12 protein-coding genes and 1 pseudogene are annotated in these 16031 nt (G+C 48.2%); 12 read left to right on the top strand and 1 reads right to left on the bottom strand.

What is annotated here, in order from left to right; genetic code table 11:
- Positions 1-104: 104 nt before the first annotated feature.
- Complete coding sequence (locus NJQ44_RS18350; protein WP_254274655.1) at positions 105-956, bottom strand: fumarylacetoacetate hydrolase family protein; 852 nt, start codon at positions 954-956, stop codon at positions 105-107.
- A 629-nt stretch (positions 957-1585) separates the two neighbouring features.
- Between NJQ44_RS18350 and NJQ44_RS18345 the strand changes: the two genes are divergently transcribed.
- From NJQ44_RS18345 to NJQ44_RS18295, 12 genes and pseudogenes are all read left to right on the top strand, one after another.
- Positions 1586-2344 carry an enoyl-CoA hydratase/isomerase family protein gene (locus tag NJQ44_RS18345; protein WP_254274654.1) on the top strand — a complete coding sequence of 253 codons (759 nt, stop codon included), beginning with the start codon at positions 1586-1588 and terminating at the stop codon, positions 2342-2344.
- Between the two features lie 257 nt (positions 2345-2601).
- Positions 2602-3057, top strand: coding sequence for a hypothetical protein (locus NJQ44_RS18340; protein WP_254274653.1), 456 nt, complete (start codon positions 2602-2604; stop codon positions 3055-3057).
- A gap of 157 nt (positions 3058-3214) precedes the next feature.
- Positions 3215-4552 carry a nickel pincer cofactor-dependent isomerase, group 22 gene (locus tag NJQ44_RS18335; RefSeq protein ID WP_254274652.1) on the top strand — a complete coding sequence of 446 codons (1338 nt, stop codon included), beginning with the start codon at positions 3215-3217 and terminating at the stop codon, positions 4550-4552.
- A 329-nt stretch (positions 4553-4881) separates the two neighbouring features.
- Positions 4882-5988: a Gfo/Idh/MocA family protein gene (locus NJQ44_RS18330; protein ID WP_254274651.1), complete on the top strand. Its 1107-nt coding sequence runs from the start codon at positions 4882-4884 to the stop codon at positions 5986-5988.
- A 258-nt stretch (positions 5989-6246) separates the two neighbouring features.
- Positions 6247-7011: an IclR family transcriptional regulator gene (locus NJQ44_RS18325; protein ID WP_254274650.1), complete on the top strand. Its 765-nt coding sequence runs from the start codon at positions 6247-6249 to the stop codon at positions 7009-7011.
- A 566-nt stretch (positions 7012-7577) separates the two neighbouring features.
- Positions 7578-8720 carry an ABC transporter ATP-binding protein gene (locus tag NJQ44_RS18320; protein WP_254274649.1) on the top strand — a complete coding sequence of 381 codons (1143 nt, stop codon included), beginning with the start codon at positions 7578-7580 and terminating at the stop codon, positions 8718-8720.
- Between the two features lie 247 nt (positions 8721-8967).
- Positions 8968-10578, top strand: coding sequence for a thermosome subunit alpha (gene thsA, locus NJQ44_RS18315; RefSeq protein WP_254274648.1), 1611 nt, complete (start codon positions 8968-8970; stop codon positions 10576-10578).
- Between the two features lie 578 nt (positions 10579-11156).
- Positions 11157-11339, top strand: a pseudogene (locus NJQ44_RS18310) (hypothetical protein); the annotation flags it as partial.
- 595 nt (positions 11340-11934) lie between these two features.
- Positions 11935-12243, top strand: a complete 309-nt coding sequence (gene ddfA / locus NJQ44_RS19585) for a DdfA family disk-determining factor (RefSeq protein ID WP_431357804.1) — start codon at positions 11935-11937, stop codon at positions 12241-12243.
- Between the two features lie 321 nt (positions 12244-12564).
- Entirely contained in the window at positions 12565-14079 is a 1515-nt protein-coding gene (locus NJQ44_RS18305; RefSeq protein WP_254274647.1) for an ABC transporter substrate-binding protein, read from the top strand.
- A gap of 220 nt (positions 14080-14299) precedes the next feature.
- Positions 14300-15106, top strand: a complete 807-nt coding sequence (locus tag NJQ44_RS18300; protein ID WP_254274646.1) for a carbohydrate ABC transporter permease — start codon at positions 14300-14302, stop codon at positions 15104-15106.
- On the top strand, positions 15106-15963 hold the full coding sequence (locus NJQ44_RS18295) for a carbohydrate ABC transporter permease (RefSeq protein ID WP_254274645.1): 858 nt from the start codon (positions 15106-15108) through the stop codon (positions 15961-15963). The genes NJQ44_RS18300 and NJQ44_RS18295 overlap by 1 nt, the downstream gene beginning before the upstream one ends.
- Positions 15964-16031: the final 68 nt, after the last annotated feature.

The following is a 16031-nucleotide window of genomic DNA, read 5'->3' as shown; positions in this document are numbered from 1 at the left end:
CGAATTTCTTATTTGAATGTTCAACTACGCCCCACTCGAACTATTTGGGATTAAAAACACCAGGATAAAATTAGAAAATTTCCGTTCGAGTACAGTTAGTGGGATTATATCTCCGATTCGGCAACGATGGGGTTGTTTAACGTCCCGATGCCTTCAATCTCGACGTCGACAGTGTCGCCCGGTTTGAGCAATTCGGGTGGCTCGCGGAAGATGCCGACGCCGCCAGGGGTCCCGGTTGAGATGACGTCACCCGGGCGCAGTGTCGTGAACCCGCTAATGTACTCGACAACCGCCGGGACGTCGAAGATGAACTCCTCGGTGTTCGAGGACTGCTTGGTCTCGCCATTGACGTGGCAGGCGACGTCAAGATTGGCAGGGTCAAGTCGGTCGTCGGGGACGAGCGTCGGCCCCATCGGCGCGAATGTATCGTAGCTTTTCCCGCGGAAGAACTGCCCGTCGTCAAACTGCGCGTCTCGTCCGCTGACGTCATTGATTGCCGTGTAGCCGGCGACATAGTCGCGGGCTTCTTCGGCAGAAACGTTCTTAGCGGTTCGTCCGATGACGACGCCGAGTTCGACTTCGTAGTCGACCTCCTCGAGGTCGTCCGGGTGGACGATGGGATCACCCGGGTTGGTGACCGACGACGGGGACTTCCCGAACAGCAGCGGGCGCTCGGGGACCTCCTCGTCTTGCTCCTCGGCGTGGTCGTGGTAGTTTAAACCCACACAGATGATCTTGCCGGGTCGTGGAACCGGAGCGAGAAACCGTACGTCGCCGACCGGAATCGCGTGCGACGACGCCGCGTCGACGGCGTTCTCGACCACCTGGAGGAATCCCGGGTCGGTCAACTGCTGGTACGAGACGTCTTCGCGGAGGCCGGACAACGGGACGATCTCCTCGTCGAGACGGACTCCCCACTCTGGACCGCCACCGTTCGTGTATCGGACGAATTGCATCACCGTACGCTGTTGGGCCCGCCAACCTAACTGTTGTGTTTGCCCCCGACTATGAGGAGGTCAGGTTCACCTCGATGACGTTCGCACATTTGAGTAACTGCCTTGGTATCTCGTCGGTAGATCGGTTTCCTTGTGCCCGGCTCTTGTATCCGAACAGGCTGAGGGCCACGATTTCGGGGCCTTGATGGCCGATGATCGGTGCTGTGATATAGCGCATGTCTTGACGCGCTCTCCGTCGAGCGTCTCGAAAAGTTGCGCCATTGGAGATAGTGTTCAGTGCCACCGGTAGGAAGTCATGACGGTCGATGCTCGCTTCGCTCTTTGATTGGGCGATAGTGAACACCTTCTTGTGCGAACTGGCCTGGTCGCCGTTCTGAAGGAACCGCGCGCCCAGGTGACACGGGCCAACCACCTTCGCGAGATTCTCATTCAAAAGGTATCCCTCTTATTTAAGGAAATCAATGCCGCCGTTGGAACATGTACGATCCGATTGTCGGCAGTGAAAAAGAGGATTGTGAGGTAGACTTAGGCTTTCGAATGGAAGATGGATGGTTATTCAAGTGAAATTTCTCCTCCTCGATAACGTTCAAATTCGAAATCTATATGATTCTGAATCAGTATGATCCTGCATGTTCCAACAGATAAATTACGAAATAGTCGGGCAAACTGCGCATATTACGATTGATCGGCCCGAGAAGCTGAATGCATTATTAACGAAGACATGGAATGAACTCAAAACCGCACTTGAAAAGGCTGAGGAGAATGATGAAGTGCGTGTGGCAATTCTCGCTGGAAATGGGCGCGCGTTCTCTTCAGGTGATGACATCTCTGATTTAGATTTTGAGAGTAAGAGCGATTCGGAGTTATGGGAGTACACCGAGCATATATTGAGTTCCATGTTTGCTATCGAAGAAGTGTCTATCCCAGTGATCGCAAAGGTAGACGGTATCGCCTTTGGAGGTGGTTGTGAAATTGCAGCGTTATGTGATATTACAATCGCGAGTGAGAACGCCAGGTTCCGACTACCCGAGCCAAACCTTGGACACGTTGCGATGGTGGCTTTAGCAAGATTTCCAGATTTAATTGGTTTAAAAAGAACAAGGGAATTATTGCTTACTTCGCGCGAATTCTCTGCTCAGGAAGCGTTTGAGATTGGATTAGTGAATGAGATCACGTCAAGTGAGGAACTTAACGAATTGATATCCGAGAGAGCAGAGCAAATCGCATCGACAGCGCCCTTAGCTGCTAAGATGACTAAGAGACAGTTAAACAAAAACTTATCAAATGGTGTGGACGAAGTCACCTCAAATATGTTTCTCTTTGGGACTGAAGATCAAAAAGAAGGCGTTGATGCGTTCTTTAATAATAGAGAACCTGAATGGGGGTGACACCGTGACGCAACGTTATATCTATTCTCTTCCGGATTAGATCTCTCTGGTTTATGGGAGATTTGTCAAGCTGATAACGCAATATCGCAATTTGAGGGATAGAGACCGTCAAAATCGGCATAGCTTTGTTAATATCCTGAGCCGGCTTTCGCTAAATGAGCGCTTGGTGTGTTTTTATTAATCATGGCATTGTAGGTTTACTAGAAAGAGAATCCGTGACTGCGTTATTGCTATAGAAAGCGAAGTGACACGTCAGTGTGACACCGGAAATCCGTCTCATCACTTTTCTGACGGACGCAACGCCTGAATCTGTTGTTACAAATCCTGCCGAACCACCGGCTCTCCGGGGATACGAGTTCGCTGAGTGGATGATGCCCATCTTGCGTGCAGTTCGTATCGATCCGGGTGAATCTTACCGTGTCACGGTAGATTTGCTCAGCGAAATGCGTGGCATCCTCGACGGAATCTGCCTCATAACACCGTTCCCAGCAAGTGATTTGGGCAAATTCCTGCTGAAGATTTGGAGTGCATTTCTCGGCGCGTCAGCTGAGAAGTACGCTGACCTCGCCTTCTTCAACTCGACCGTGCGCAGCCAGTCGCTCCTTTGCCACGCGCACTACCTACGACGTTTGAGCACTCAAAGTTACTTCATTCGTGGATGTCGAAATTCTGTCCATCACCGATATACATTCAACGACTTCAAAGAACTATGATGTGAGGATCGGCCCAAGGTCACTCGACGGATCGGGAGATATTCGTGAATACTAGTGCCGTATACCGAACTACAGAGCCAAGATTTCGAAAACTCGAGCTCTCGTCAGGATGTGAGCAACCACCGTATTTATTACCAAACGTAGGGTTTGTGCTGGCATGGACCAATCACGAGATTCATTAGCAGTCTCAGAAACTGCGGTGATGAACGCGTGTGGCGAGATAGAACTCCCTGAGCTAGGACTCATTGAGCAAGTATGGCAAACAGATAGTATAAGCAGTGATGAGATCGCTGCTGAAGCTGGTCAAGCTTTATTGTCGCTTCCCTTGGATGATGTGCCGGAAAACGGCGAAATTGCGCTTGGAGTAGGAAGTCGAGGTATTGCGAATATTGCCGATATCGTCTCTGGGGTTGTTCATCAAGCAGATCAACGTGGATACCACCCATTCGTATTTCCAGCAATGGGGAGCCATGGAGGGGCAACGGCAGAGGGTCAAAGGGAGATGCTAAACGAACTCGGTATTACTGAAGCAACAATCGGATGTGAAATTCGGTCCAGTATGGATGTCGTGGAGGTGAGTCGTACTACTGATCGCAATGTCCCCGTTGTCGCAGATAGGAACGCAGTCAATGCCGATGCGATAGTGCCAATCAATCGAATTAAGCCACATACTGATTTCGATGGGTCTGTAGAAAGCGGGCTCTCAAAAATGCTCGTTATTGGGATGGGAAAACAGCGAGGGGCGAAGATAGCACATGACTGGGCTGTGGATTGGTCACTACGGGATATGATTCCAGCTATAACTGAACAGTTAATTGAGAATCTTCCAATATTAGGAGGCGTCGCAATTTTAGAAGATCAACATGACGAGACTGCGTCTATCGAAGGAATTACCCCTTCAAACTTTCTGGAACGTGAAAGAGAGTTACTGAAAACATCATATGATATCATGCCAAAACTGCCATTTGATAATATAGACCTACTCATTCTCGACTATCAGGGTAAAGAGATCAGTGGGCAAGGCATGGATACAAACGTTATTGGAAGACGCCCATTCGCAATACAAGAGCCAGAACCTGTTTCTCCGGATATAAAACGAATCTACACTCGTAGACTGACCGAAACAACACACGGAAATGCAATGGGGATGGGGTCTGCCGATTTCATCCACAAAGATCTTCTCAATGAAATAGAGATGGAACCGACTCTAATTAACGCCCTCACAGCGAGTACGCCTCGCGGGGTTCGGATACCACCGGTAGTTCAAACTGACAGAGCAGGCCTGACTGCAGCCCTCTCGACCATTGGGATCGTTGATCCAGAGTCCGTTCGAGTCCTTCGTGCAACTGACACGATGCATCTATCCCGATTGTATGCTTCGAAAGCGCTAATTGATGAGTCTAGAAACAGGGAAGATTTGAAGATAATCAAAGAACCAAAGCCACTCTCATTTGATTCAGGGAATTTCACGATGCCAACACCATATAACTCGTAAGCTCGATTATATATTGAGCTAACAATTAGAGAGTATCCTATTCCACCGGGCTACGGACTTGATAGAGAGAGGCATTGATTCTACTGTCGAAAATATCTCATACAACGTCTAAACAGGTATACAGTTGGAATACCAGGTTGTCAATATTTGTAATATATTGATGCCCTTTGATTTTTTAATTAATATTCATCCACAATCTGGTTTATTTTTAACCTCATAGAATGATCATTACCCCATTTCTCGATCATTCACTAAAAAGGGGGTCTTCAGAGTCAGTTTCCTAACCCACAAACGTTATAGTACCATACCTCTTCAAGTGATGCGAGAATATGGTTGTGAAAGCAGGATACATAGGAATAGATCATCATCATCGCGATCCCTATTTCTCCGTGGCTAGCAACATTGGCATCGACATCACTGCGGTGTGTGAACCTGGCCGAGTGGTTGATCTTGAGGACATTACACCTATGCAAGAGAGGCCGGACGAAGTGACAACTGAAAATCAAGATGTCTCGGAACTGCTTAAAGGAGCGACTGTATTTGAGGATCCTCACACATTGATTTCCGACGGCGATGTTGAGGTAGTTTGGATTACTTATCGAAACGATAAGACCCCCGATATCGTCGAGACTGCCGTTGAAGAGGGAGTACATGTAATTAGTGAGAAGCCTATCGGCAGAACTGCTAGTGACATGGAAGAAATAGCGAGGCAAGCCAATGAAACAGGGGTCACAATTTCACCGACGTTCTTTTATCGAAAAAACCCCGTCAGTATCGCGCTCCGTAATCGAATTGAAGAAGGATTCTTTGGCGATGTTTGGACTGTTGAAGGCCGGTTCAATGCAAGTCAGCTCTCACAGCGGGATACGAGTCATTATATCTATGACGAAGAAACGTCCAGAGGTGGTGCCCTGCAGTGGATTGGCCCTCATTGGCTTGATATTATTCCGTATATCTTGAACGACCCGATTACCTCCGTGAACGCTCGTATGCATGAAGCCGCTGATGAAAACGCCGATATCGAGACTGGAGCAGTCCTGCAACTTGAAACCGAGAAAGGAACATTGGCAACACAAAATACCGGATACTACTTGAGTGATCGTGGGAAGGATACCCATCTTGGTATATATGGGACCGATGCGCAGGCTCTCACCCCGCTTCACCATGATAGCCTCCAACAAGAACCAACAGTTCCATTGAGACTGACAGCCGAAGATCCAGAATGGTCTGCGTCCCCCAAGCAAACCATTGAATATGAATTCACATATGATCGGTTTCCAAATTGGGGAGACTTTGTTCAAGACTACTTTGAATCCTACTTTGACGGGTTTAGAACTGGAGACGTGCCCGCTACCATTGACGATGCGGTACAGTTGCTCAGAGTACTTGATGCGGCTTATGAATCAGCAGAAACGAGAAACTGGGTTGAGGTATAACCCTACGTTTCCACTTTCATATAATATTATAATTCTACTACCATTTTCAATTGTGAAATATACTCGAGTACATCCAACTGTTGCAGGATTTGCGTTCGTTGTGAATTTATTGCGAGTTGTATTCGTTGCCGTCACTACTGATTGAGTAGTACGGATAGATCTGTATTCCGTTCTGATATAACAGTCAGTCCAGTAACGGCCCTTGAATCGTTTGGACATATCGAACTTTATTAATAGGGCGGGGCGTTACATAGCTCTATGAACACAAAATCAAATACGCTTCAGACAACAGAACGTTCGATAGAGATTCTTGAGTACCTATTGGAGAGCGACGGTTCGAGAGTCAGTGAACTAGCAGATGCAATGGATATTCCGAAGAGTACGATCCACGGCCATCTCGCCACGTTGGAGGCGAAAGAATTTGTTATCAAACGAGGAGATATCTATGTTCTCGGGCCTGAGCTACTTCGTATGGGGACGTACGTACGCTCACAAGAGGAAGGCTACGTACTCGCGGGACACTTTACTGATTATATACATGAAAAGCTTGGCTTTCGGTCTGCATTCGCTGTTGAGATGGGCGGAAAAGCCACGTATTTTCATACTGCTTCAGGAGATCGTATGGGATGGGCCCACGAAAAGTTGGGGAACCGATTGTACCTTCACAATACAGCCATTGGGAAAGCAATCCTCGCCGAACTACCCCGGCAGCAAACGGAGCAGATATTGGATAAGTGGGGTTTGCCAGCGGAAACGAAATATACCATCACGGACCGTGATGAATTGTTCAACGAGCTAGAGGAGGTGCGTGATCAGGGGTATGCTACAAACCACGAAGAAAACATTCGGGACCTACATGCGCTGGGAGTCGCGGCGACAGACCGTGCCGGAAAAGTGATTGGTGGATTCAGCGTTAATGGGCCGAAAAGGTCGTTCACAGGTCAAGATCAAGAAAGCGAAATTGCAAATCAAGTATCCGAAATCGTCAATGAATTCGAGTTGGAGTTGGCGATGCCGAAGTAAGTGGAAACGTTCAGCCTCAGAAGACCAGTTGGGGAGAGAACCCAATACCCAGGAAGCATGAATTGAGACAGTATTCGCCAGCTAGTGTCCATCAGGAGGAGTCAGAAACCGGGCTGGATCGTCAGCCTCAGTAGTTGCCCTCGCGCCATACTTCCTCCTCCTTGAGATATCAAAATCCCAGCCAAGATTCCCCCTTCCCTCTCATAGGGACGTCAGAACTGTCTGTCGACTTATTCTTAGACCAGACCCAGATACTATTGTTGAGATCAAATAAAATGTTATTCCCTGGTGGTACAACAAAGCTGACCGGTACGGCATAACCGAACATTAAATAGTAAATGCTGGGAATAACACATATACCCTTGTTATTATTTCGGTGTGGGTGGATTGGAATTTGAGATTCAAGCTGAATGGCGTTCGAGCATGTCGAACATTATTATTCATTATGTATATTCCGCGGTAAGCGAGACTCGATTCCGAAAGGGGGAGCGTCACGCTTGCGATGCCTCATGTGGTAACCCCACCAACAAATATTTATAAAAGAAGGCGTAATCTCCCTACTACGAATGGAATCACAATCTGCAGAAACGGCGGACAATACCCAAAACGCCGAAATTGGACAAAATACCATCTGCCTCCGAAATGTGAAGAAGACGTTCAATGGTGGAGAAGTCGTTGCCTGTAAGGAGATCGATCTAGACATCCAACCTGAGGAGTTCGTGGTATTTCTTGGTCCGTCAGGGTGTGGGAAGACGACGACACTCCGATGTATTGCAGGGTTAGAAATACCTGATGGAGGGACGATAACGGTCGGGGAGGAGGATATAACGCACAAGAAACCAAAGGATCGCAACCTTGCTTTTGTGTTCCAAAATATCACGCTCTTTCCACATATGAGTGTCCGAAGGAATATTCGATTCGGGCTGGATATGGCAACTGATTTGGACAAAGCAACGAAGAACAAGCGAGTCGAGGAAGCTGCTGAAATGCTCGGCATCGAAGATTATCTGGATAGAAAGCCTGCAGCCCTCTCTGGTGGTCAACAACAGCGTGTTAGCATTGGTCGCTCCATGGTGATGGAGCCAGTCGCATTCCTTCTTGATGAACCATTCTCAGCGCTCGATGCGAATCTACGTGACCAAATGCACACTGAGATCAAGCGACTCCACCGCGAACTCAATCGAGCGATGATTTTGGTCACCCACGACCAAGAGGAAGCGATGACTGTAGGTGATAAAATCGTCGTCATGAATAATGCTGAAATTCAACAGATCGGCACTCCCCACGAAATTTACAATGAACCGGTCAATCTATTCGTTGCCCAGTTCATCGGATCTCCCTCGACGAATATCATAGAAAGTTCGATAGAAATGCGAGAAAACGAAATTGCGATAGTAAACGACTTATTCACCCTTCCAATGCGCACAGAACGGGCCGAGCGGTTGAAAGAATATCTAGGAGAGAACATCACTGTTGGTGTACGTCCAGAGAACTTGGCTCTCGATGCGACCTCGAGTCTATTTGAGTGCGATATTGATCTTGTTGAACCGAAAGGGGCTCGAGATACGGTGTTACTCCGTTCAGGTGATATCGAGATTCGCGCATCTACTGAACAAGGAAAGATCGATGAAGAAAAACGCCGGGTTTCGGTTAACATTGATGAAGAAAATGTATGGGTGTTTGATCAGGATGGATATCGCGTAATCTAGAGGGTTGCTACCATACATGCTTTGCAAGAGTACTTTCACTCTTTGTCGGTTTTCTCTGGATTCGTATTCGTTCACCCGAGTGTCGGGCCATTCTATAGGACGTCTCGATAGTCGTCCAAGGATCAACATTGGGACAGCCAAGAATATCGCGTGCGCCGAGATGGACTGCATATTTCGAAGAGGAGAGACAGTCTGATACGGGTGCCCACACAATTTATCAAGCTAGGTCGAGTATTCATCAATACTAATGGCCACTGATTCAGATTCCGTCACATCCGAAATTGATCAAAAAGCTACGCAAGATAGCTTCGAATTCAATTCTCACGTCTCCGCTATAGGAAAATCGATGGCAGATTCCCTTCGTTCAACGATCGGACCCTTCGGTCGAGATAAGATTCTGGTGGATGATGGCGGGATGTATGTAGTGACGAACGATGGCTACACGATTGTCATTGAGATGGATATTGACGATCCCATCGGTGAGATGATCCGAGAAGCGGCGCGTACTCAACACGACATTGTCGCCGATGGAACAAGCACCGTTGTCGTACTTGCCGGAGATCTCCTCGTTAAAGCTGGAGAGCTTCGTGATTTGGGTGTCTCTTCTACTACGATTCAAGAGGGATACCAGCTGGCTGCATCCAAAGCGCGAGAGTCTCTATCGGACGTTGCAATTCCTATTTCAAGCGATGATCGTGAGATACTACTGCTAATTGCGAAGACAACAATGTCTGGGAGACTGATTGATTCGACTGAGAACTTCTTATCTGATCTTGCTGTTCAAACCGTAGAGACGGTGTCAGCTGAAGGTGAAATCGATTTAGAGATGATAAAGACGCTTCGCCTCCGTGGTGATTCGATAACTGATTCATTTTTGATCAAAGGAGCAATTGTTGAAAGTGAGAGCGTGCATGAAGAAATGCCCAAGCGAATTGAGGGGGCAAAAGTCGCTCTGGTTGACAGCGATGTTAGTACTGAAAGTGGGAGAAAAGATATCACAGCACGACCAGGTAATTCCAGTGAATACTTGTCGTTCAACGATGCGAGATTTGACCAGGTACAAGATTGGATAGATCATGTTCAGTCACTCGGTGTCGAATTCGTCGTTTCAAGCGGACAAATCCTAGATGATCCGATCCGTCAGATGTTCTCTAATGCGGGTATTCTTGCTATCGAACTCGTGAACGAGGACTCTGAAATGGAACGAATAAAGCGAGCGACGGGCGCAAATATCGTCACGCATCTTAGTATGATTGGTGAAGAAGACCTCGGACACGCCGAACTTATCGACTACCGAGAAGTCACAGGAGATGGCTTGATATTTGTGGAGAATGACGCCGCTCGGAGCGCAGCGGTTGTCTGTCGTGGTGGAACTCGTTACACGGTTGACGAAGTTGAGCGGATAGTTAAAGATGCCACAGCAGCAGTTTCGATGGCTATTGAGGGGGGTAGCGTGTTGCCCAGTGCCGGTGCAGTGGAGGTCGAAATTGCACGCGAACTTCGGGACTACAGCCTCACATTGGATGATCGTCGTCAACTGGTGATAGAGGAGTTTGCTGATGTTATAGAAGGGATTCCTCGAACGCTAGCGACGTCAGCTGGAATGGATCCTATCTTGGCGCTCTCAGACGTACGAAAAGCCCATCACAACGGGAACCCCACGACTGGGCTGGACGTCATCGAGGGAGAGGTTACTGACGTAATGGACGTGGGCGTAATTGAACCAACCCTTGTCAAGTCAAATGCAATAAACCTGGCAACCGAGGTTTCCTCTTTGTTGGTAGGAATTGATGATGTCTTCACAGCTGAAAGTCTCTCGGATTCGTTCTCTGGAACAGATATTTGGGATTCAGAATAAGAGTTACCCTGCTATGCAGCATGAAATCAGAAGATAATCTGATTTCGTTCACCAATCTTCAGCTAGGAGAGGAACCACGTGAAAGCGGGAGCTTATTGAGGTTCAGTGCCTCATAAAGTATCGTCTGTCAACCTGACCTGAGCCGCCTGTTCTGTCGTGATGGGTCGTCGGATGTGGTCGAACAACGCGGGTCGAGGGCGGAGCTGTTGCTTGCTTCGCCAAGCGGAAGCTCGATTCGATACCGAAGTACCTCTTCAGCGGTCTCGGGCCTGGCCTGCTGCCTCGGTGAACGGCGCGCCACGGCTACGTCGCTGACGCGCCAACCCGTGGTTGTCTTATCAACCATTCATGTACTGACAGGTGGTGTAGACGGGAAACTCGAAGTCCAGTTGTGACCCTCAAGTTACCCTGCCAAATCGTAGTCGATGACACGCTCCAACCCTTCGGGAGTACCTACTGGATGTCTCGCCCCATCTGATAATCGGTATCACGTAGCTGCAGTTGTGCGCCTGCAACAGTGTGAGACACTTGTCATCGGAAACCCGCGGTCGAAGTAGACGGCCTTGACCTCTGTATTCATCCTTCCCGAACTCCGTGAGTGTATTGGTCCTTTCCTACCGCCGATGTTGAAGGGATGGATCGAAGTTACTCAGAAGATCCACCACCAACGACCAATCCTACAACAGACGCTCGCTACCGGAAAAAATCGAAGTATAAGTATACTAAATAAAAAATCTTGTCCAGTAAAATTCTTTCACTGAGACAGAAGCTTGAGGGAAAGGATGACTTTGTCAATTTTGTCAATATCGTTCACGGATGCGGCCATCACGAGCAGCCTTAATATCTCGATATGCACCGACAGACCAGATAAGCAGTGCTAACCAGACAATAAGCGTAAGGGTGGATACAGCGATTGCCTGCAATGGACTCGTATTTGGAGTGAGCGAATAGACCCACGCATAGGTCGGTTGTATACCAACCAGGAGTACGACACCGAATAACAGCCGGAGAAACAATGATGAATTTGCCATCGCGTTAAGATATCGAGAGGGGGTGGACATGTGAGAAGTCATAGTCCGCTTCGCTATTTTTAGACTGTGGTTCCGTTCGATGAACACAAAGATCTTGCATGGATGAGGACTAGCATGAGTACTCTCCATAGTCATCCCTTTTCACAGACTCTCGAGAGCTCGATTCGGGTTAGCCAGAGATGGCCGATGATCTCGGAATTACTGACCAAGCACTCAGTGCTCGGTTGTGTAGCGTGATCCGCCGTCTCATTGAGGCACTCTCATCGAGACTGACGGAAGAGGCTAAAAATGGGGTTTCGAGTGAAACGGTAAGTTTGACCATCAGATTCGCCGACCGAGTGAGGCAATCGTTGCTGCCGTTGCAGAGGCAAAGGACGAAGACATGACCACCTTGTCACCGTTATTCACTAGAATCGATCCAGACACACTCGACAGGATATTTTCTGCGACTTCGAACCAAACGAAGCCCTGCAACGGATCAATTACGTTTGATTATGAGGGATGTCGGATTACTGTAAATAGTAGTGGGACAGTCATCGTTGATCCGTCAGAGCTAATCCAGCGGAAGACGGACATTGAAAGAGCATCTTCACGGGAACATCTCACTCGTTCGAACTGTGGCAAGAGTGTTTGAGTTCCTGCAGACGACTCCCTTTCGAACGCATGTAGAGTCTGGATTTCGCTAGAGTCCTCACTCGGATTGGTCCCGATCGGCTTGGTTTCGAAGTCTACTGCCAGCTAAAGTGGTTGTCTTCGAGCATCACCTACTTTGCGATCCTCATCAAGACCGACCGTACCAGTACTACGGTTACACTGAAAAGTCGCGCAGATACTTTGGCAACCCCTGCTATGATGAGCAACGACTACGATTCATAACACGAGGATGATAATAAACGAAAATTATAAATGGAAGTCGGACAAATAAACTGATGGGCCGTAGTTAGAGGTAATAACAATGACGGGAAATACAGACGAAAGACGAAGAAATTTGTTGAAAACAATTGGTGCTGGTATTGCTGCAAGCGTTGCAGGTTGTTCAAGTGATGGTGGCAGTGATGGTAGCAGCGATGGTAGCAGCGATGGTAGCAGCGATGGTGGCAATAATCAAGAAACGGAAAAAGACAAAGCCACTGACGAAAATGCCAATGAAGTCAACCTATCTGGGGTGACGTTCAGATATTGGGATTCGATCAACACCAACTCCAGGGCGGCACGACGGAACCTGGAAAAGAAGATTCAAGACTTCGAATCGGAGACAGGTGCGACGATTCAACCTAACTGGTCGAACTACTCCGAGTTAGCAGGAGGTAACTGGATCAGTAACTTCGAACGTGGGAACATTCCAAATATGTACATTGGGGAAAACCCTCTTGATTCCCCCTTCATCCTTGGAGATTACGTCAAACCGTTCGAGCAGTTCAGTGACCAGTTTGATCAAAAGACTCGGGAAGCAGTCGAGTGGATCGAACCGGTTCAGAAGCACGCTGCACGAGCACTCCCGTCAGATTACCAGGATACAATGTGGGAGCTCCCAATAGCTGCCTATCCACGTAACCCTCTTGTCGCGCGAATGGACCATTTTGAGGAAGCCGGACTGGATCCCGACAACGATTTTCCTCCTGAATCTTTCGACGATTTAATTGATGTCGCCCAAACCTTACAGGAAAATGGACCTGGAGAATGGGGCTTCCACATTTTCGGACAAGCATTCGACTGGATCGATGCAGCGCAACCTGCAGCCGTAGCCGAAGGTGGATCAAAGGGGCTACTCGTAAATGAAGATGGCACTGACGTCGCTTACGAGAATGATACATGGGTAAAGACTTGGCGCCGGTTCAAAGCCATTTATAGCGAGTATGGTCTATCAGGGCCAACGACGCCCCAAGCAACTGATGAAGAACAGATGCAGGCATTGATAAACGGAACAACGTCTATCTCAATGCCAGAGTGGTCTACGTTCCCCGAGTTTTTGTCGCGAGCTGAAGATAAACTAGCTAACGGAGATATACAATGGAATCCGATGTACTCTGAATCTGGAGGGCCGAATGGGGCACTTGGTCCGTACACAATTGGCATTACGGAAAAGCCGGAGAATGCTGATAGTGCCAAGTGGGAGCGTCAACAGCGGGCTGCAATTGAGTATCAAAAGACCTTCATGACCGAGAGTTGGCAATCGTCTCAAATGTTTGATATCGGCTACGCACCTGTTCGTCTCGATATCAAAGATCGTGCGATGGAGCTCTCGCCAGCTGAAGAGGGGCATCATATGATGGAGACACTCTTCGACATGATTGAGGCTCAAGAGGCTGCATGGGAGATTACACCCCTTGGTTCAACACTTATGTTCCAGGGGCCCGGTCCTCACTGGCAGCAGATGATGCGTGGAGAGGTCACTCCGGAAGAAGCAGTCGCAAACACGGCCAGCGACCTCCGCGATGCAATGGAAGGCACCGAAGGGTTCAGCGGATAGGCCTGCTCAGAAGCGACAAACCTAAATCTACGGTGTCTGTTACCATATAATTGTTACCAAATGCTAAAAGGTACTTATAATGTCATCAGAAAATAAACTCCAACAATCCACACGTAATAGCTATCATCGGTTCCTCGATAGCGTCCAAGAGTATCGGTTTGAATACATGCTTGTACTACCGGTGATATTGTTCCTCGCAGTCTTACTATGGATACCATTCATGAAGGGCGTCTGGATGAGTTTCCATAGTTGGCCACTTGGAACGGGTGATCCAGAGTGGGTCGGGCTCGACAACTATGCGTATTTGCTCAGTTGGGAGCCGTTCTATACGTCATTGAAAGCAACACTCATCTTTGCTACTGTTACAATAGTCCAACTTGTGCTTGCTCTAGTCGCAGCACTTCTTGTAACACATATTCGTCGTAATCGTCTCAAGAGCATAGTCAGCAGTATTCTAATTAGTCCATTTGCGATGGCGCCAGTAGTCTCTGGTACAATTTGGCTGTGGATTCTCCAACCAGATTTCGGTCCAGTGTTCCAGTATTTAGTTGACTGGGGGATCCTTGGTGATCCAATCTATTGGCAAACGTCCGGTATTGGCGCGATGATTGGGATTATGATCGCTACAGCGTTTACTTTTTGGCCGTTTATGTTCATAATTATACTCGCTTCTCTTGACGGACTCCCAGAACGTCAGTATGAAGCGGCTCGTATATTCGGAGCGAATCGGATTCAGCAGTTCCGCTGGATTACCCTGCCACAATTAAAAACAGCAATTTACATCGCTGTGAGCCTCCGAGTCATCTGGAACCTCTCAAAAATCGCACAACCGCTTCAAATGACAGGAGGAGGGCCTGGATTCGAAACATCGTTGTTGGCCGTATTGCTGTTTAGGTTTGCGTTCACTCAGAACTCACTGGGACTTGGCTACGCTGTCGGCATGATACTTCTCATCCTCGTCCTAGGGATTATCGCATTCTTCTTGTACCAATTCACTCACGCTGACACGGATGCAGTGATGCAATAATGTCTGTCAACGACTCTGAATATTGGCCATTCGGGAACATGACGCTGGGAGATGTTGCTTATCACAGTTTACGGTTCTCCCTGCTCGCCATCTATTTACTCTTCATTATAGGCGTGTTTCTGCAGATTATCTCAGTTTCATTCAGAGCGCCAGCAGAGTTCTTTACACAGGACCCTCATTGGATTCCCAAAGAACCAACGCTAACTGCTTGGGATGATGCATTTACTCGATTGGCACAACCTCTACAGAATAGTGCAATAATCGCCACTATTACCGGAGTCCTTACCTTGTTGATTGCGATCCCCGGTGCATATGCGTTCGCGCGGACCGATCTTCCGCGACGGGAGCTTCTCTTCTACTTCGTCATTATCGCGTTGTTGTTCCCGTACATCTTGCTAATTATCCCCGTCTCTGATCTTTGGTGGCAGCTTGGACTGTTCGATACGAAACTTGGCGTCTCGTTGGCTCAGTTGACGATATCTGTTCCCTTTGCCATCTGGGTTCTACGTGACTTCTTCCAGAAATTACCTCCCAACCTCGAAGAGGCTGCCCAGGTATTCGGCTGTTCGAAATTCACTGCTTTCGCACGAGTGGCACTCCCACTCGCGACGCCGGCGATAATCGCTGTTGGGTTCCTTGCATTCCTCACCGGCTGGAATGACTTCTTATTTGCGTCAATGTTGACTCAGAGCGCTAACACAACACCAGCAGTGGTCGTGTTATACCAAGTCACTGCTGGCGGGGAAGCAACGTACTGGGCCTGGATGATGGCGATGACCCTCGCGATCGGCATCCCACCCGTAATCATGTACATGGTCGCTCGGAGCTTCCTTTCCGAAGCGCTCTCATTTGGATAATCTCCCTCAGTCTACTCGCACTCTTATCCACTTACGGAATTCATAGAGAGTATGGCACATGGATAGAT

The sequence above is a fragment of the Haloarcula marina genome, from assembly GCF_024218775.1.
Classification (GTDB): domain Archaea; phylum Halobacteriota; class Halobacteria; order Halobacteriales; family Haloarculaceae; genus Haloarcula; species Haloarcula marina.
Note: the sequence above shows the minus strand (reverse complement) of the source record. Positions and strands in the feature narration are given on the sequence as shown.